15 protein-coding genes are annotated in these 17,706 nt (G+C 65.4%); 11 read left to right on the forward strand and 4 right to left on the reverse strand.

The features are described from left to right. Positions 1–37: 37 nt before the first annotated feature. The 5 genes from M2395_RS00310 (at position 38) to M2395_RS00330 (ending at position 7,017) form a co-directional block, all read left to right on the forward strand. Positions 38–520 (forward strand): sigma-70 family RNA polymerase sigma factor, encoded by a 483-nt coding sequence (locus M2395_RS00310; protein WP_026020154.1) that lies wholly within the window; start codon positions 38–40, stop codon positions 518–520. Between the two features lie 149 nt (positions 521–669). Beyond that, on the forward strand, positions 670–2,007 hold the full coding sequence (locus M2395_RS00315; RefSeq protein WP_041119239.1) for a lysine N(6)-hydroxylase/L-ornithine N(5)-oxygenase family protein: 1,338 nt from the start codon (positions 670–672) through the stop codon (positions 2,005–2,007). 548 nt (positions 2,008–2,555) lie between these two features. Continuing rightward, positions 2,556–5,321 carry a magnesium-translocating P-type ATPase gene (gene mgtA, locus M2395_RS00320; RefSeq protein ID WP_123430438.1) on the forward strand — a complete coding sequence of 922 codons (2,766 nt, stop codon included), beginning with the start codon at positions 2,556–2,558 and terminating at the stop codon, positions 5,319–5,321. Between the two features lie 204 nt (positions 5,322–5,525). Continuing rightward, on the forward strand, positions 5,526–6,242 hold the full coding sequence (locus tag M2395_RS00325) for an MgtC/SapB family protein (RefSeq protein WP_123430439.1): 717 nt from the start codon (positions 5,526–5,528) through the stop codon (positions 6,240–6,242). Positions 6,243–6,570: 328 nt separating this feature from the next. Beyond that, positions 6,571–7,017, forward strand: a complete 447-nt coding sequence (locus tag M2395_RS00330; protein WP_123430440.1) for a response regulator — start codon at positions 6,571–6,573, stop codon at positions 7,015–7,017. Between the two features lie 76 nt (positions 7,018–7,093). Here the strand turns inward: M2395_RS00330 and dkgB are convergent, their stop codons facing one another. Further along, the gene (gene dkgB, locus M2395_RS00335) at positions 7,094–7,897 is read right to left on the reverse strand and encodes a 2,5-didehydrogluconate reductase DkgB (RefSeq protein ID WP_123430441.1); all 804 of its coding nucleotides are present in this window, start codon (positions 7,895–7,897) and stop codon (positions 7,094–7,096) included. Between the two features lie 221 nt (positions 7,898–8,118). Continuing rightward, complete coding sequence (locus M2395_RS00340; RefSeq protein WP_026020155.1) at positions 8,119–9,027, reverse strand: LysR substrate-binding domain-containing protein; 909 nt, start codon at positions 9,025–9,027, stop codon at positions 8,119–8,121. Positions 9,028–9,124: 97 nt separating this feature from the next. Between M2395_RS00340 and M2395_RS00345 the strand changes: the two genes are divergently transcribed. From M2395_RS00345 to M2395_RS00355, 3 genes are all read left to right on the forward strand, one after another. Further along, positions 9,125–10,000, forward strand: a complete 876-nt coding sequence (locus M2395_RS00345) for a pirin family protein (RefSeq protein ID WP_011062355.1) — start codon at positions 9,125–9,127, stop codon at positions 9,998–10,000. 146 nt (positions 10,001–10,146) lie between these two features. After that, on the forward strand, positions 10,147–10,773 hold the full coding sequence (gene ycaC / locus M2395_RS00350) for an isochorismate family cysteine hydrolase YcaC (protein ID WP_011062354.1): 627 nt from the start codon (positions 10,147–10,149) through the stop codon (positions 10,771–10,773). A 133-nt stretch (positions 10,774–10,906) separates the two neighbouring features. Continuing rightward, positions 10,907–12,349, forward strand: coding sequence for a mechanosensitive ion channel family protein (locus M2395_RS00355; protein ID WP_123430442.1), 1,443 nt, complete (start codon positions 10,907–10,909; stop codon positions 12,347–12,349). A gap of 352 nt (positions 12,350–12,701) precedes the next feature. Here M2395_RS00355 and M2395_RS00360 read toward each other — a convergent pair whose 3' ends face one another. Next, a complete protein-coding gene (locus tag M2395_RS00360) occupies positions 12,702–13,466 on the reverse strand; it encodes a helix-turn-helix transcriptional regulator (RefSeq protein WP_041119235.1) in 765 nt (254 codons plus the stop codon). 99 nt (positions 13,467–13,565) lie between these two features. Between M2395_RS00360 and M2395_RS00365 the strand changes: the two genes are divergently transcribed. From M2395_RS00365 to M2395_RS00375, 3 genes are all read left to right on the forward strand, one after another. After that, the gene (locus M2395_RS00365; protein WP_123430443.1) at positions 13,566–14,699 is read left to right on the forward strand and encodes an MFS transporter; all 1,134 of its coding nucleotides are present in this window, start codon (positions 13,566–13,568) and stop codon (positions 14,697–14,699) included. A 149-nt stretch (positions 14,700–14,848) separates the two neighbouring features. Then, positions 14,849–15,922, forward strand: coding sequence for an NAD(P)-dependent alcohol dehydrogenase (locus M2395_RS00370; RefSeq protein WP_053152835.1), 1,074 nt, complete (start codon positions 14,849–14,851; stop codon positions 15,920–15,922). A 92-nt stretch (positions 15,923–16,014) separates the two neighbouring features. Beyond that, positions 16,015–16,926, forward strand: coding sequence for a universal stress protein (locus M2395_RS00375; RefSeq protein ID WP_011062349.1), 912 nt, complete (start codon positions 16,015–16,017; stop codon positions 16,924–16,926). A gap of 14 nt (positions 16,927–16,940) precedes the next feature. Here the strand turns inward: M2395_RS00375 and M2395_RS00380 are convergent, their stop codons facing one another. Beyond that, positions 16,941–17,678 carry a Crp/Fnr family transcriptional regulator gene (locus M2395_RS00380; protein ID WP_053159563.1) on the reverse strand — a complete coding sequence of 246 codons (738 nt, stop codon included), beginning with the start codon at positions 17,676–17,678 and terminating at the stop codon, positions 16,941–16,943. Positions 17,679–17,706 lie beyond the last annotated feature (28 nt).

The raw sequence follows: 17,706 nt of genomic DNA on the forward strand, positions 1-17,706 counted from the left end.
TCAAGGACAGAACCGCCCCAGTGGGCGCTCGGGAGCCCTGTTGGAAAACTACTATCGCGAGCTGATGTGCTTCCTCAACGCCAAGCTGGGCAATCGCCAGGTGGCCGAGGATGTGGTGCATGACGCTTATGTGCGGGTCCTGGAGCGCTCCAGCGATACCCCCATCGAGCAGCCGCGGGCGTTTCTCTATCGCACGGCCCTGAACCTGGTGATCGACGGCCATCGGCGCAATGCCTTGCGCCAGTCCGAGCCCCTGGAGGTGCTGGACAACGAAGAGCGTTACTTCAACCCTTCGCCGCAGACCAGCCTGGATCACGGCCAGCGCCTGGAAATGCTGCAACGGGCCCTGGCCGAGCTGCCCCGGCTGTGTCGCGAGAGCTTCCTGCTGCGCAAGCTCGAAGGTCTGTCCCACCCGCAGATCGCCGAACAGCTGGGGATTTCCCGCAGCCTGGTGGAGAAACACATCGTTAATGCCATGAAGCATTGCCGGTCGCGCCTGCGCCAGTGGGATGCTCAATAAGCCGTTGCCGTTGAGACGTATTTAGTTAAATTTTTTTTCATTGTCCTCGTCCCTACTCAACAGACGATCTGCTGTCCTGCATGGGCCAGTCGGGTCACCGTGACACTTTATCCCCCGCGTTGAGGCGGTTTATCCAGAGGACACTGGAAATGACACAGGCAATTGCATCGGCCCACGTTCACGATTTGATCGGTATCGGTTTCGGCCCCTCGAACCTGGCGCTGGCCATTGCGCTGGAGGAGCGCGGGCAGGAGCACGGTCCGCTGGACGCGTTGTTCCTCGACAAGCAGGCTGACTATCGCTGGCATGGCAATACCCTGGTAACCCAGAGCGAACTGCAGATTTCCTTCCTCAAGGACCTGGTGACCCTGCGCAACCCCACCAGCCCCTATTCCTTCGTCAACTACCTCAAGCACCACGGGCGCCTGGTGGACTTCATCAACCTGGGCACCTTCTATCCATGCCGCATGGAGTTCAACGACTACCTGCGCTGGGTGGCCGGGCACTTCCAGGAACACAGCCGCTACGGCGAAGAAGTGCTGGCCATCGAGCCAGTGCTGCACAACCAGCAGGTCGAGGCGTTGCGGGTGATTTCCCGGGATGCCCAGGGCAGCGAACTGGTGCGCACCACCCGTTCGGTGGTGGTCAGTGCCGGCGGCACGGCGCGGGTTCCGGAAACCTTCAAGGGGCTCAAGGGCGATGCGCGGGTGTTCCACCATTCCCAGTACCTGGAACGCATGGCCAACCAGCCCTGTGTCAGTGGCAAACCGATGAACATCGCCATCATCGGCGGCGGGCAGAGCGCGGCAGAAGCCTTCATCGACCTCAACGACAGTTTCCCTTCGGTGCAGGCCGACATCATCATGCGCGGTTCGGCACTCAAGCCGGCGGATGACAGCCCGTTCGTCAACGAAGTGTTCTCCCCGGCCTTCACCGACCTGGTGTTCCAGCAGACTGGCAGCGAGCGCGAGCGCCTGGTCAGCGAATACCAGAACACCAACTATTCGGTGGTGGACATCGACCTGATCGAGCGCATCTACGGGATTTTCTACCGGCAGAAGGTTTCCGGCATCGCACGCCACACCTTCCGCACCATGACCACGGTGGAGAAGGCCACCGCCACCGACCTGGGCATCGAGCTGATCCTGCGCAACAGTGCCAGCGGCGAGCGCGAAGTGCGTCACTACGATGCGGTGGTGCTGGCCACCGGCTACGAGCGGCAGATGCATCGTCAACTGCTGGCGCCGCTGCAGGCCTACCTGGGTGACTTCGAGGTGGACCGCAATTACCGCCTGGTGACCGACGAGCGCTGCAAGGCCGGCGTCTACATGCAGGGCTTCAGCCAGGCCAGCCATGGCCTGAGCGACACCTTGCTGTCGGTGCTGCCGATCCGTGCCCAGGAGATTGCCGATTCGCTCTACGAACACGGCAAGAGCCGCGGTCACAGCCGTTCGGTGCGTGACATGCTGCTGGCCACCGCCAGCTGATCGGCGCCACCTCCGTTCTTGCGGACCTCTTCGCCGGCAAGCCGGCTCCTGCCATTCGGGGCTATCCCGGGTGTTTTTTGTAGGAGCCGGCTTGCCGGCGAAGGCATTCCTGAACCTTGGCTGAAGAACTTTTCGATTCCCTCTGCCAGGGTTTCCCTCCGGTTTACTCTGCAAATAGTGCGGCGTAAGCTGCGCGCGTTTTCAATCAGTGGAGGCCCAGTGTGGGTACTTGTTCGAGTGACAGGAGTCGGCCGGTTTCAGTAACCGGCGCAGTCCCGGCAAGATAGCGCGCAGCCTTTTTCCTGCCGCTGTCTCGCCGTCCAGCGAGATGCGGCATCCCGATCGCGAACTTCTGTGGTTCGCTTCCCGACGCCACTTCCTGGCGACTTCTATTTCCCCTTCGACCCGGCCGGCTGCCGTGTCGTGGTGGCATCGACGCGCAGGTCCAGGACCTGCGGATCAGGCATGCATGGAGGATTACCCTCCGGCAACGCCCGATCGTACCTGCCTGCGGTTTTCCCTACGCCGTTGCTGCAGGAGTCATCACCATGAAGCTCACCCTGTTGAAAGAGTTCTTTGCCGGCTTCCTGCGGACCCGGCATTTCGCCCGGCACTTCCGCCGCCTGGCACTGCTGGAAAGTTTCAGCGATGCCAGCGTCAGTCGCGACGTGCCGCCGACCCTGGCGCAAACCCTGGTGGCCGCGGCCAACAGCGATGCCGCGCAACTGCTGGACCAGCTCGGCAGCCACACCGACGGCCTGAGCACCGAGGAGGCCGATGCCCTGCGTGAGCGTCACGGCCTCAACGAGGTCGAGCACGAGCAGGCGCTGCCCTGGTGGACCCACCTGTGGCACTGCTACAAGAACCCCTTCAACCTGCTGCTGACCCTGCTGGCGGTGATTTCCTGGCTGACCGAAGACATGAAGGCGGCCACGGTGATCTTCTCCATGGTGGTGCTCTCGACCCTGCTGCGCTTCTGGCAGGAGGCCAAGTCGAACAAGGCCGCCGATGCCCTCAAGGCCATGGTCAGCAACACCGCCACGGTCATGCGCCCAGGGGCGGCGCCCCAGGCCGCGCCGATGCTCGGCCGCCTGCTGGGGGCCGCCGCCGAGGTCAAGGGCGCTCAGCGCATCGAGTTGCCGATCAAGCAACTGGTGCCCGGCGACCTGATCGTGCTCTCGGCCGGCGACATGATTCCCGCCGACTGCCGGGTGCTCAGCGCCAAGGACTTGTTCGTCAGCCAGGCGGCCATGACCGGCGAATCCATGCCGGTGGAGAAATTCCCCCGCCAGCAGGACGCCGACACCAGCAACCCCCTGGACCTGGACAACATCCTGTTCATGGGCACCAACGTGGTCTCCGGTTCCGCCACGGCAGTGATCCTGACCACCGGCAATAGCACCTATTTCGGCGCCCTGGCCCAGCGTGTCAGCGCCACCGACCGCGCGCCCACCTCGTTCCAGAGCGGGGTCAACAAGGTCAGCTGGCTGCTGATCCGCTTCATGTTCGTCATGGCGCCCCTGGTGCTGTTCATCAACGGCTTCACCAAGGGCGACTGGATGGAGGCGCTGCTGTTCGCACTGTCGATTGCCGTGGGCCTGACCCCGGAAATGCTGCCGATGATCGTCACCTCGACCCTGGCCAAGGGCGCGGTGTTCCTGTCGCGCAAGAAGGTCATCGTCAAGCGCCTGGACGCGATCCAGAACTTCGGCGCCATGGACGTGCTGTGCACCGACAAGACCGGCACCCTGACCCAGGACAAGATCTTCCTGGCGCGGCACGTGGACGTCTGGGGCGAGGATTCCGACGACGTGCTGGAAATGGCCTACCTCAACAGCTACTACCAGACCGGGCTGAAGAACCTGCTGGACGTGGCGGTACTGGAGCACGTCGAGGTGCACCGCGAGCTCAAGGTCGGCACGGCATTCCAGAAGGTCGATGAAATCCCCTTCGATTTCACCCGTCGGCGCATGTCGGTAGTGGTGGCGGAACAGGACCGGCCGCACCTGCTGATCTGCAAGGGGGCGGTGGAGGAAGTGCTGGCGGTGTGCCGCAACGTACGCCATGGCGAAGCCGAGGAAGCCCTGACCGAGAGCCTGCTGGCGCGGATCCGCCAGGTGACCGCCGACCTCAACGAAGAGGGGCTGCGGGTGGTGGCGGTGGCCGCGCGGCCGATGATCGACGGGCGCGATACCTACAGCCTGGCGGACGAGTGCGAGCTGACCCTGATCGGCTACGTGGCATTCCTCGACCCGCCCAAGGAAAGCACTGCGCCGGCCCTCAAGGCCCTGGCCGAACATGGCGTGGCGGTGAAAGTGCTGACCGGTGACAACGAACTGGTGACGGCGAAGATCTGCCGCGAAGTGGGCCTGGAGCAGCAGGGCCTGCTGATGGGCAACGACATCGAGCGCATGAGCGACGAGCAACTGGCCCAGGCGGTGGAAACCACCAACGTGTTCGCCAAGCTGACCCCGACCCACAAGGAGCGCATTGTCCGCCTGCTCAAGGCCAACGGCCACGTGGTGGGCTTCATGGGCGACGGCATCAACGACGCCCCGGCGTTGCGCACCGCCGACATCGGCATTTCCGTGGACAGCGCGGTGGACATCGCCAAGGAAGCGGCGGACATCATCCTCCTGGAAAAGAGCCTGATGGTGCTGGAGGAGGGCGTGCTGGAAGGGCGCCGGACGTTCGCCAACATGCTCAAGTACATCAAGATGACCGCCAGCTCGAACTTCGGCAACGTGTTCTCGGTGCTGGTGGCCAGTGCCTTCATTCCGTTCCTGCCGATGCTGCCGATGCACCTGCTGGTGCAGAACCTGCTGTACGACATTTCCCAGATCGCCATTCCCTTCGATAACGTCGATGAGGAAATGCTGAAAAAATCGCAGCGCTGGCAGCCGGCGGATGTGGGGCGGTTCATGCTGTTCTTCGGGCCTATCAGCTCGATCTTCGACATCACCACCTTTGCCCTGATGTGGTACGTGTTCGACGCCAATACCCCGGACCACCAGACGCTGTTCCAGTCCGGCTGGTTCGTGGTGGGGCTGCTGACCCAGACCCTGATCGTGCACATGATCCGCACGCCGAAGATTCCGTTTTTGCAGAGCCGCGCGGCCATGCCGTTGATGGTGATGACCGGCGTCATCATGGCGGTGGGGATCTTCCTGCCGATGGGCCCGCTGGCGCACTACTTCAAGCTGCAGGCGCTGCCGTCGCTGTACTTCGTGTTCCTGCCGCTGATCCTGCTGGCCTACATGGCCCTGACCCAGGCGGTGAAGGGCTTCTACGTGCGGCGCTTCGGCTGGCAGTAATGCTGCCCTGTAGGAGCCAGCTCGCTGGCGAAGGCTGTGTTGCCAGCGAAAGCTCCCCGGCGGGCTAAGGCGCCCTTACGGGCCTCTTCGCTGGCAAGCCGGCTCCTACGGTCAGCCGTGCATCACGGCAGGCCATGAGACGTTCATGGACCGCTGCTAGAGTCCTCTGGTGCCATTCATGCCCTTCGCTCAAGGACAGTCGCCATGCAAGCCCTGCACAACATCAACCTGGACTCGCTGATCGATACCCTGGTCAGCCTCAGCGCCGCCTTTATCCTCGGGGGCCTGATCGGCTTCGAACGCCAGTACCGCCAGCGCACCGCGGGTTTGCGCACCAATGTGCTGGTGGCGGTGGGGGCCGCGATCTTCGTCGACATGGCCAACCGCCTGGGGGGCGCCGAAGGGGCGGTGCGGGTGGTGGCCTACGTGGTCTCCGGTATCGGCTTTCTCGGCGCCGGGGTGATCATGCGCGAGGAGGGTAATGTCCGTGGGCTGAATACCGCCGCCACCCTCTGGGCCTCGGCGGCGGTGGGGGCCTGCGCCGGTGCCGACCTGATCCTCGAGGCACTGCTGGGCACCCTGTTCGTGCTGGCCGCCAATACCCTGCTGCGGCCCATCGTCAACAACATCAACCGCCAGCCCCTGGACGTGGTGTCCGCCGAGGTCACCAATATCGTCTACGTGATCGCCCACCGCTCGAAGCAGAAGGCAGTGTTCGCCCTGCTGGAAGCGGAGCTGGCGCGCTGCAACTACCCCGCCAGCGACGTTGATGTGCACGCCTTCGGTACGGAGGATGTGGAGATCGAGGCGACCCTGGCGACCACCTCGGTGGACGGTGACGAACTGGATGTGCTGGTGGCCCGGCTGTCCACATCGCCCTGGGTGCAGCAGGCGTTCTGGAGCCCGAGCACCACCGAATGAGCATTTTTCGCCTCCGTCCAGGGGAGGCATGAGATACGGCTCGGCTTCTCTCGGAAGGGGCTTACCGGACAACAAGACTTTTCCGCGGGCTGGCCCCTGCTAAAAACCGTGGCCGGTGGTTATGGTAGGGCACGGTTGCACAGCGGGGCTGGAGGACGAGCCGCGAGCGCCAGGCGGCTGGGGTAGAGCGCCGTCCGCCGGGGCGCCCTCGGCAGCGACTTTCAGGTTGTTCCTAGAGCCAACCTCCACGCACTGGCTTAGCCTTCCAGCGGCCCGGGAGTAGGGCCGGTATTCGCAGTGCCGAAGTCTTGTCAGCAGGATCAGAAAAATGTCCAACAGAGCATTGCGCATATTGATTGCCGATGATCAGCACTTTCGTCGCATGCAGATCGAAAGAGCCCTGAATCAACTGAACTATTACCGAGTGGCCCCGGTGCACAGGCTGGAGGAACTGCTGACGCTGGTGGAGTATTCCTGCGAGTCGTTCGACCTGCTGATCATCAACGCCAACCTGGCTGTCCGCAGTGATTTCGACCTGCTGGTTTTCTGCCTGGACCACCCGCATATCGAGCAAGCCCTGATCTACGGCACCCAGCATCTTGCCGCCACTTCCGGCAGCCGGTGGTGCAAGGTGCATGTCAGCCCGGCCGAATGGCCGGACAGCGCGGCGATCAAGCGCCTGATGCTATGGGTGGACCCGCCATTGCCCGAGGCCGCCGGGCCTTCCCGGCAGCGGCTGGCGCAGTTGCATGGCCATTGGGGCAGCCCGAACTGACCGAGGTTTGCACACCCCACGCCAAACGGCATCCCGAGGGATGCCGTTTGGCGTTATTGTCAGCGCCGTTCGCGCTTCAGTCCCACTGCGGGGCAATGCCTGCCGGGCTGGTCAGGCGTTGGCCGCGCTCCAGGCCGGCGATGCTCTCAAGCTCCGCGCTGCTCAGGGTCAAGGCGCAGGCGGCGAGGTTGCCTTGCAGGTTGGCCCGGCGGGTGGAGGAGGGGATCACCGCATAGCCCGACTGCATGGCCCAGGCCAGCACCACCTGGGCCGGCGTGGCCTGGCGTGCCTGGGCGATCTGCAGGATCAGTGGGTCCTTGAGCACTTCGCCATAGGCCAGGGTCATGTAGGAGGTGATGTGAATGCCCTGGCTGCGGGCGAATTCCACCACCTTGCGGTTCTGCAGGTAGGGGTGCAATTCCACCTGGTGGCTGGCGATCTGCTCGGCCCCGACGGCATCAATGGCTTGCTGCAGCAAGGCATTGCTGAAGTTGGACACGCCGATCTGCCGGGTCAGGCCCTGGGTCTTGGCTTCCAGCAGGGCCTGCATGAACTCCGCCACCGGCACCTGGTTGTCTGGCGAGGGCCAGTGGATCAGGGTCAGGTCCAGGTAATCGGTGCGCAGCTTGTGCAGGCTTTCCTTGAGGCTGGGGATCAGGCGCTCCCGGGACAGGTTGGCGATCCAGATCTTGCTGGTGATGAACAGCTGGTCGCGGGGAATGCCGCTGGCGGCCACCGCGGCGCCGACATCGGCTTCGTTGTCGTAGATCTGCGCAGTATCGATGGCGCGATAGCCCAGTTCCAGGGCGCAGCTCAAGGAATCGATGAGCACCTGGCCCTGAAGGCGGAAGGTGCCGAGGCCAAAGGCGGGTACAGACATGGGTCACTCCGGGCATTGCAGTGGGATTGGCCGGCAGTATCCGTACCTGCATCGCTGAGAAAAACCGCCGCCGGCACAAAGGAATATTGCCCCGCGTTCACGAATCCACCTGCCCCTGTAGGAACCCGCTTGCCGGCGAATCGCGTACCCAGGCACGAAACCCCACAGGGAGGTTGCCCAACCGCCACCACCTGGCCGTTCCAGGCGCTTGCTTCTGAGCCTCAGGCCATGTCGCTGTGGCTGAATTCCTCCCCGAGAAAGTCGATCAGGCTGCGTACCGAAGGCAGCAGCCCTCGGCGCGAGGGGAAGATCGCATGCACGATGCCGCACCTTGGCGCCCAGTCGGGCACCAGTTCCAGCAGTCGCCCGGCCTCCAGGTCTTCACGCACCACCACCTTGGGCAGGTGGGCGATGCCGATGCCCGCCAACACTGCATGACGCAGCGCCAGCAGGTCGTCGGTGACCATCCGCGGTCGGTGGCGGATCAGTGCCTCGGCGCCGTCCGGGCCTAGCAATTGCCATTGATATTCACGTTGCGCCGCACCCCAGTGCACGCTCGGCAAACCGCTGAGGTCGGCCGGTGTTGCCGGGCCCGACAGGCGCTGGAGAAAATCCGGGTGGCCCACCAGGCACTGGGTGCTGTTGCCCAGCACCTTCATCACCAGGTCGGTGTTTTCCAGGGGCGGGAAGCGCACCCGCAGGGCGATGTCGAAGCCCTCGTGGATCAGGTCGACCCGGCGGTTGGTGCTCTCGATGAACAGTTCCACCAGGGGGTACTTGAGCATGAAGCGGGTAAGCATCGGCCCCACCCAGGAATTGAGCAGGGCCGTGGGGCAAGCCACGCGTACCAGCCCCTGGGGTTCGGAGCGGTTGCGTTCTATGACCTCCGCCGCGCCCTCGGCTTCCACCCGCATGGCCAGGCAGCGCTGGTAGTACTCCTGGCCGATCTCGGTCAGCGAACAGTGGCGGCTGGTGCGATGGATCAGGCGCACTCCAAGGCGTTCCTCCAACTGGGAAATCCGTCGGCTGAGCTTGGACTTGGGCATGTCCAGGGCCCGTCCCGCGGCGGCAAAGCCACGGTGCTCCACCACCTGGGTGAAGTAGTAGAGGGTGTTCAGATCTTCCAAGATCGTTCTCCAGATAGAACGCTAAGGGTGATTTTTGCAGTCTAGCGCGGCAAAGGTCTGAGTTTTAAGGTGTGTCCATCAGATAGTTCTGGAGGACGACATGAAAAACATCATTGGCATCTACACCAGTCCACGGCCCCATTGGGTCGGTGACGGCTTCCCGGTCCGTACCCTGTTTTCCTACGACAACCTCGGCCAGCACATCAGCCCGTTCCTGCTGCTGGATCACGCCGGCCCCGCGCAGTTCAGCCCCACCAGCGCCCGGCGCGGCGTCGGCCAGCACCCCCATCGCGGTTTCGAAACCGTAACCATCGTCTATGACGGCGAGGTGGAGCACCGGGATTCCACCGGCAGCGGCGGCAAGATCGGCCCTGGCGATGTGCAGTGGATGACCGCGGCCTCGGGGATCCTCCATGAGGAGTTCCATTCCACGGACTTCGCCCGGCGTGGCGGCAACCTGGAAATGGTCCAGTTGTGGGTCAACCTGCCGGCGAAGGACAAGCTCGCGGCGCCCGGTTACCAGACCATCGTTGCGGCGGACATCCCGCAGGTCCCGCTGCCGGGCAATGCCGGCAGCCTGCGCCTGATCGCCGGCGAGTTCGATGGCCACCGGGGCCCTGCACGGACTTTCACCCCGATCGACGTCTGGGACATCCGCCTGCAAGCCGGCAAGCACCTGGACCTGCCTCTGCATTCGGGGCGTAACAGCGCCCTGGTGGTATTGCGCGGCACGGTGCAGGTCAATGGCCAGGAGCTGGTGCGCGAAGGTCAGCTGGCGCTGCTGGAGCGTGACGGCCAGGACATCAGCCTGGAGGCCAACAACGACGCGATCGTGCTGTTGCTCAGCGGCGAGCCCATCGACGAACCCATCGTCGGCCACGGCCCGTTCGTGATGAACAGCGAAGAAGAGATTCATCAGGCCTTCGTCGATTTCCAATCGGGACGCTTCGGCCAGATGGACGCAACCGGTCACTGACCGGTTGCACTGGCGCGGCGGGCATCGGCCACCAGGCTTTGCCTGTCGCGTGCTACTCCCCGACGCCCGCCGTTACCCCGGCGGAGCGTGCCACGGGTTTCATCCAAGCCGGGTCTTCCGGCATCGATCATTAGCGAGGACTTCACATGACCACTGCATACAAGCGTTTGGACAAGGATAACGCCGCCGTTCTGCTGGTAGACCACCAGGCCGGCCTGCTGTCGCTGGTCCGCGATATCGAGCCCGATCGTTTCAAGAACAACGTGCTGGCCCTGGCCGACCTGGCCAAGTACTTCAAGTTGCCGACCATCCTCACCACCAGTTTCGAAACCGGCCCCAACGGCCCCCTGGTGCCGGAGCTCAAGGCGCTGTTCCCCGATGCGCCGTACATCGCCCGCCCGGGCCAGATCAATGCCTGGGACAACGAGGACTTCGTCAAGGCGATCAAGGCCACCGGCAAGAAGCAACTGATCATCGCCGGCGTGGTTACCGAAGTATGCGTGGCGTTCCCGGCGCTCTCGGCCCTGGAAGAAGGCTTTGAAGTCTTCGTGGTTACCGACGCTTCCGGCACCTTCAATGCCCTGACTCGCGATTCGGCCTGGAACCGCATGTCCAATGCCGGCGCCCAGTTGATGACCTGGTTCGGCCTGGCCTGCGAGCTGCACCGCGACTGGCGCAACGACATCGAAGGCCTGGGCACCCTGTTCTCCAACCACATCCCCGACTACCGCAACCTGATGACCAGCTACAACACCCTGACCCAGGGCCAGTAATCCCTGAGTCGCGGCGGGCCCTGCGCCCGTCGCCCGATCCCGGCCCGGGGCGCACGCCCCGGGCTTTTCCAGCTATACCTGCTCCTGCGTCTTTCGTGCGATCGTGCCGTCTTCGTCATGCCGGAGTGCCTCGATGTCTTCCCTGTTCAGCGATCATCCGTTGTTGGCCGCGCTGTTCCTGCTGTTCCTGGATATGCTGCTCTGGCGCCTGATCGGCAGCCGTGGCGACTACTGGAAGCTGGCGGTACGGGTGCTGATCTTTTCCCTCTACAGCCTGATGCTGTTCAACCAGGGCATGAACCCGATGCAGGCCGCGCCCTGGCCCGACGACGTGCCCCTGCACCTGGCCGCCACCGGCCTGGAAATTGGCTGGTGGCTGTTTGGCGCGCGGACCCTGACGGTGTTGCTGGGCACCCTGATGATGCAGCGGGTGGGGCATACCGGGCGCCTGCTGCAGGACCTGATGGGCGCGGTGATCTTCCTCATCGCCATCATCGCCGCCCTGGCCTATGTGCTGGAACTGCCGGTCAAGGGCGTGCTGGCCACCTCCGGGGCCTTGGCGATCATCGTCGGCCTGGCGCTGCAAAGCACCCTCAGCGACCTGTTTTCCGGGATCGTCCTCAACACCACCAAGCCCTACCAGATCGATGACTGGATCGCCATCGACGGCACCGAGGGGCGGGTGCTGGACATCGACTGGCGCGCCACCCGGCTGCAGACCTCCCAGGGCAGCATGGTGGTGATCCCCAACTCCCTGGCGTCCAAGGCCAAGATCACCAACTTCAGCCGGCCGGTGGATGTTCATGGCCTGTCGGTGAGCGTGCAGGTCAGCCCCCACGCGCGCCCGCAGAAAGTCATCGAGGCCCTGGAACGGGCCACCCTGGGCTGCCGCCTGCTGTTGAGTACCCCGGCGGCCAGCGTGGCGATGAAGAGCACCAGCAGCAGTGGCGCGGAATACGAGATCAGCTGTTTTGTCGCCGACATGGGGCACAAGCGCGAGGTGCGCAACCAGCTGTTCGACCTGGCCTTCCGCCATTTGCAGGCCAGCGGCATCGGCCTGCTGTCCGCCGCCGAGCCGGCCCAGGCGGCGACCCTGTCGCGGCCCCGGGCACTGCTGGACGCCTCGAGCATCTTTTCCACCCTGCGCCAGGATGAGAAGGACACCTTCAGCCAGAACATGCACCTGCAGACCTATCGTGCCGGCGAGACCATCCTGGCCCAGGGCGAGGTCAGCGATCACCTGTTCATCATCGAATCCGGGGTGGTTTCGGTGACCATGCAACGCGACGGCAAGCCCTTCGAGGCTGGGCGCATGGGGCCGGGGGAGGTCATCGGCGAAGCCGGCGTGGTGGCCGATCAAGCCACAGTGGCGCAGTTTGCGGCCAAGACCTTCTGCAGCCTCTACCGCATCGACAACGAGTTCCTCAAGCCCTGCCTGGATGCGCGCCACGACATCAACGAGGCCATGAAGAACCTCCTGGATTTTCGCCGGCACATGGCCCAGACCCTGTCCCAGGCTGCGCCCAAGCCAGTGCCCAGGAAGGGTTTCCTGCAATGGCTGCGCAGCCGCACCTGAGGCGCCGGCCACCCCAAGCCCCGGCCCGGCCCTGGCCTGACAATACCCCTGGCATCGCCGCGTCTGCGCGCAGCCGTTCGCCGCCTGCGGCAGCGGCTACAAAAATCGCCGAACGGCACTGGCCCTGTAGCCGCTGCTGAGCCTGCGAAGCTGCGCAAAGGCCCGCAGGGCCTTGCCTGGCGGTCTCCCGCCCTGCCTCGCCAAGGCGCTGGGCCGCGACGGCATTGGTCTCCTCAAGCTCCCCGATAGCGGTCATGGGCCTGGGTGCGTGCGGCACGTAACGTAGCCCCACCTCGACCCGTGCTGTAGCGGTGGGCTTTCGCCACATCCCCCAGGAATGAAACGTGCGGCCTTACTTGAAATACGCCCGCGGCGTGGTGCCGGTCATGGCCTTGAAGAAGGCGATGAAGATGCTGTCGCTGGCAAAGCCCAGTGCGCAGGCGCTGTAGCCGATGCCGCGGCCTGTGGCGAGCAGTTCGATGGCGCGCATCAGCCGCCACTGCTGGCGCCATTGCTGGTAGCTCAGGCCGGTTTCACGCTGGAAGATCCGGCCGATGGTGCGGCTGCTGGCGCCGACCCGGGTGGCCAGTACCTGCAATTGCGGCGGCAGTTGCTCCAGGTCCGCCAGCAGCGGTTGCAGGCGTTTGTCCCGGGGCAGGGGCAGCGACAGGGGCTGGTGCAGGGCCTGGCGGATTTCCTCGATGCACAGGCCCAGCAGGTGCGGGTAGCGGCCCTGGCTCCAGTCGCAGTCGAAGGCGGCCTGGGCCATGGGTTCCAGCACGGCCTGGAGCAGCGGGCTGACCTCGATCACCGCCACTTCGGCCGGCAGGCGCCGGCTCAGTTCGGCGCTGAAGTACAGCGAACGGTAGTCCACGCTCTGCTGCATTTGCGCGCGGTGCGTGACCCCCGGGGGAATCCACGCCGCCCGCGAGGGCGGCAGCAGGCACAGGCGATGGTCCAGGGTGATCCGCGTGCAGCCCTGGCGGGTGTACAGCAATTGCCCGCGGCGGTGGCGGTGCAGGCCGGAGTCGTGGTCGCCGAGGGTCGCGGCGATGCCCAGCAGGGGGGCGTCGAAGCGGTCGGGGTCGAAGAGTGCCTGTGGTTCGAGCCAGGCCATGATTGGCGTACTTCCGATGTTTGTTGGCAGGGTTGCGATAATACGCCAGGCGCCGCTGCCTAGAATCGCCGGCATGTTTTTTTTGCCGAGCACTGCCTGATGAATCCCCGTTCCCTGTTGCCCCTGGCCCTGGCCCTGCTGATGTTCCCGCAGCTCGCCCAGACCCTCTACAGCCCGGCCCTGGCCGATCTTGGCCGGGCCTTTGGCGTGGCCCCCGCGCAAGCGGCCCAGAGCCTTTCGGTGTTTGTCCTGGGGTTTGCCCCGGGGGTGCTGCTGTGGGGGCGCTTGAGCGATCTTTGGGGCCGGCGCCCGGCCTTGCTGGGTGGCCTGACGCTGTACGTCCTGGCCATCGGGCTGCAATTGCAGGTGCAGAGTTTTACCGCGCTGTTGCTGTGCCAGGCCCTCGCCGCCCTGGGCGTGGCGGCGGGCTCGGTGGTGACCCAGACCCTGCTGCGCGACCTGTTTCGCGGCAGTGAACTGGTGCGGGTGTTTTCCCTGGTGGGCATGGTCCTGGCGGCCAGCCCGGCCATTGGCCTGTTCAGTGGGGCCGGGCTGGTGCGGGCCTGGGGCTACCAGGGCGCGCTGGCCGGGTTGCTGGTGCTGGCCCTGGCCTTGCTCGGCTGGTGCGCCCGGGCCTTGCCGGAAACCCGTGCGCCGGCGCCGCACCTGGCGCCCCTGGCCGGGACCTTGTGGCACATGCTCAGGGACCCGGGCATCTGGCGCTCGGCGCTGCTGGTGGCGCTGTTCAATGTGGCCTTGCTCAGCTACTACAGCCTCGGGCCGTTCCTGTTTCGCGACCTGGGGTGGGGCGAGCAGGGCTTTGGTTACAGCGGTGCGGGCCTGGCCCTGGCTTCGGGGCTGGGGGCCTGGCTCAATCGTCGGCTGCTGGGGCGGGGCTGGTCCGGTGACACCCTGCTGCGGCTGGCGGCCCTGGCGGTGACCCTGGGTGGCCTCGGGGTGACCGCGCTTGGGCACAGCCTGTGGTTGCTGCTGCCCATGCTCGGCGTGGTGCTGGGCTTCGGCCTGGCCATCCCCAATATCCTCGGCTCGGCGCTGGCGGCCTACAGCGACCGGCTGGGCAGCGCCGGGGCCGGGTTCGGGCTGTTCTACTACCTGCTGATTGGCGTCGGGTTGCTGCTGGTGGGCTGGGGCCAGGCCCTGGGGCCGACCCTGGGCCTGTGCGGGGTTGCGGCGCTGTTGTTGTGCCTGGTGCCGCGCCGGCAGCAGGGCTGAAGGGCGAGTTTGCGACACACGGTCGCCCCAGCGGCCGCCAAGGGGCCATTGTTTGACCATGATCAAGCCCTTCCCCGGGGTATCCGCGCAGTCTGTCAGCAGACCTGCGGATTCGCGCAGACCCCTTCCCGGCAATGGAGATCGGCAACATGGCCAAGATGAAAGCAGCGGTATTCGTGGAGAAGAACCGCATCGTGCTGGAAGACAAGGACATCCCCGAAATCGGTCCGCTGGACGCCCTGGTGCGGATCACCACCACCACCATCTGCGGCACCGACGTGCACATCCTGCGGGGTGAATACCCGGTGGCCAAGGGCCTGACCATCGGCCACGAGCCGGTGGGGGTGATCGAGCGCCTGGGCTCCCAGGTGCGCGGCTTCCACGAGGGCCAGCGAGTGATCGCCGGGGCCATCACCCCCAGCGGCCAGAGCTACGCCTGCCTCTGCGGCTGCGGCTCCCAGGACGGCCCGGACACCCGCCACGGCTTCCGCGCCACGGGCGGCTGGAAGTTCGGCAACACCATCGATGGCTGCCAGGCCGAATACGTGCGTGTGCCGGACGCCCTGGCCAACCTGTGCCCGATCCCCGACGGCCTGAGCGATGAAGAAGTGCTGATGTGCCCGGACATCATGTCCACCGGTTTCTCCGGCGCCGAGCGTGCCGAGGTGAACATCGGCGACAGCGTGGCGGTGTTCGCCCTGGGCCCCATCGGCCTGTGCGCGGTGGCCGGAGCCAGGCTCAAGGGTGCCACCACCATCATTGGCGTCGACACCGTGGCCGCGCGCATGAGCGTGGCGCGCGGGCTGGGGGCGACCCATGTGGTGGACTTCAAGCAGGGCGACGTGGTCAAGCAGATCATGGACCTCACCGACGGTCGCGGGGTCGATGTGTCGATCGAGGCCCTGGGCACCCAGGGCACCTTCGAGTCGGCGCTGCGGGTGCTGCGCCCGGGGGGCAAGCTGTCGAGCCTGGGGGTCTATTCCAGCGACCTGCGCATTCCCCTGGATGCCTATGCCGCCGGCCTGGGCGACCTGAGCATCCTCAGCACCCTGTGCCCGGGCGGCAAGGAACGCATGCGCCGGCTGATGGAGGTGGTCGCCAGTGGCCAGGTGGACCTCAAGCCGCTGGTGACCCACCGCTTCAAGCTCGACGATATCGAGGCTGCCTACGAGCTGTTCGCCAGCCAGCGCGACGGCGTGATGAAGATCGCCATCACCCCATGACCCGTGCCACCGGGCGCCCTTGATACCGATCAAGGCGCCCGGCAGCACGGCATTCCACACTCAAGCTCACGTATCGCCCAAGGAGGAGCACCATGAGCCAGTACCAGCGTCTGTTGCTGATCGCCGATCCACAGCAGCACCAATCCCCCGCGGCGCGCCGTGCCGTTGCCCTGGCCCGGGCCAGCGGCGCGGCGCTGCACGCCCTGGTGTTCGTCGAACCGCCGGCGCGCACCTACCTGTGGGAAGAACACCTGGAAGACAGCGAGCGCGAAGCCTACCTGCAGCGCCACGAGCGCTGGTTGCAGGTGGAAGCGCAGTGGATGGCCGAGGAGGGCGTGCAGGTCACCACCCAGGTGATCTGGAGCACCCAGGTGCTCAAGGACATGCTCGCCTACATCGACGAGTTCCGACCTGACCTGCTGATCAAGGACGTGACCCTGGAGTCGGCCCTCAAGCGCGTGTTCGTCACCCCGCTGGATTGCCACCTGCTGCGCGAGGCGCCGGTGCCGGTGCACCTGGTCAATGACGCGCCGCACAAGCTGCCCCGGCGGATTGTCGCCGCGGTGGACCCGGCCCAGTCCGACACCCAGATCCGCGGGCTCAATACGCAGATCATCCAGACCGCCCACGCCCTGGCCCTGCAATGCGACGCCCAGTTGCACCTGCTGTACGCCTACGACCTGATGCCGATGCTCGATGGCGTGGCGCCGGTGGCGTCCACCGCCTGGAGCGTCAACTGCCTGGACGAGCTGCGCGACTCCCTGCACAAGGAATTCGAACGCCTGGGGGATGAGCACAACGTGCCCCAGGAATTCCGCCACTTCATCATGGGCCCGCCGGTGCCGGGCATCGCCCAGTTCGTCGACGAATACCTGGTGGACGTGGTGGTGATGGGCACGGTGCACCGCACCGGCTTTGGCCGCTTGATCGGCAGCACCACCGAACGCGCCTTGTACTCGATGCCGGGGAGCATCCTGGCGGTGAAGGCGTCTGGCGCGGCCTGACACCCACGCCCGTTTCAGTCCGGATCGGCGCGCTTGCTGCCAGGCAGGTACGGCAGCAAGCGCTCGGTTTCCTTGCGCACCACCCCATAGCACTCGCAGCTGTGCTGCTCCAGCCGCGGCCGGTCAAGCACATTGATCCGGCCGCGGCTGTATTCGATGATGCCCTGGCGCTGCAGTTTGCCCGCGGCTTCGGTCACGCCTTCGCGACGCACCCCGAGCATGTTGGCGATCAGCTCCTGGGTCATCACCAGCTGGTTGCCCGGCAGCCGGTCCAAAGACAGCAGCAGCCAGCGGCACAGTTGCTGGTCGATGGAGTGGTGGCGGTTGCACACCGCGGTCTGGGCCATCTGGGTGATCAGCGACTGGGTGTAGCGCAGCATCAGCAGGAGCATTTCGCCGTGGCGGTTGAACTCGTCCTTGAGGCGCTGGCCGGGCAGGCGCAAGGCGTGCCCGGCGCTCTGCACGATGGCCCGGCTGGTGGTGCTTTCGCCGCCCATGACCAGGGCCACCCCCACCAGCCCTTCGTTGCCCACCACGGCGATTTCCGCCGAGGCGCCGTTTTCCATCAGGTACAGCAACGACACCACTGCATCGGTGGGGAAGTACACGTGGCGCGGTATGTCCCCGGACTCGTAGAGCACCTGGCCCAGGCCCAGGGCCACCGGCTTGAGGTGGGGCAGCAGGCGCTCCTGCACCGCCGCCGGCAGTGCATTGAGCAAGTGATTGGGCCCGTGCCCAAGGTTGTCGAACATCTCAGAACCACCGGATGGCAAGGCGTCA

The sequence above is a fragment of the Pseudomonas sp. BIGb0176 genome (assembly GCF_024810175.1).
GTDB classification, from domain to species: domain Bacteria; phylum Pseudomonadota; class Gammaproteobacteria; order Pseudomonadales; family Pseudomonadaceae; genus Aquipseudomonas; species Aquipseudomonas protegens.

Excerpts from the sequence above, each read along its gene's own strand:
- M2395_RS00315 (WP_041119239.1), top strand. The coding sequence starts at position 670 with ATGACACAGGCAATTGCATCGGCCCACGTTCACGATTTGATCGGTATC.
- mgtA (WP_123430438.1), top strand. The coding sequence starts at position 2,556 with ATGAAGCTCACCCTGTTGAAAGAGTTCTTTGCCGGCTTCCTGCGGACC.
- M2395_RS00325 (WP_123430439.1), top strand. The coding sequence starts at position 5,526 with ATGCAAGCCCTGCACAACATCAACCTGGACTCGCTGATCGATACCCTG.
- M2395_RS00330 (WP_123430440.1), top strand. The coding sequence starts at position 6,571 with ATGTCCAACAGAGCATTGCGCATATTGATTGCCGATGATCAGCACTTT.
- dkgB (WP_123430441.1), bottom strand. The coding sequence starts at position 7,897 with ATGTCTGTACCCGCCTTTGGCCTCGGCACCTTCCGCCTTCAGGGCCAG.
- M2395_RS00345 (WP_011062355.1), top strand. The coding sequence starts at position 9,125 with ATGAAAAACATCATTGGCATCTACACCAGTCCACGGCCCCATTGGGTC.
- ycaC (WP_011062354.1), top strand. The coding sequence starts at position 10,147 with ATGACCACTGCATACAAGCGTTTGGACAAGGATAACGCCGCCGTTCTG.
- M2395_RS00355 (WP_123430442.1), top strand. The coding sequence starts at position 10,907 with ATGTCTTCCCTGTTCAGCGATCATCCGTTGTTGGCCGCGCTGTTCCTG.
- M2395_RS00360 (WP_041119235.1), bottom strand. The coding sequence starts at position 13,466 with ATGGCCTGGCTCGAACCACAGGCACTCTTCGACCCCGACCGCTTCGAC.
- M2395_RS00365 (WP_123430443.1), top strand. The coding sequence starts at position 13,566 with ATGAATCCCCGTTCCCTGTTGCCCCTGGCCCTGGCCCTGCTGATGTTC.
- M2395_RS00370 (WP_053152835.1), top strand. The coding sequence starts at position 14,849 with ATGGCCAAGATGAAAGCAGCGGTATTCGTGGAGAAGAACCGCATCGTG.
- M2395_RS00375 (WP_011062349.1), top strand. The coding sequence starts at position 16,015 with ATGAGCCAGTACCAGCGTCTGTTGCTGATCGCCGATCCACAGCAGCAC.
- M2395_RS00380 (WP_053159563.1), bottom strand. The coding sequence starts at position 17,678 with ATGTTCGACAACCTTGGGCACGGGCCCAATCACTTGCTCAATGCACTG.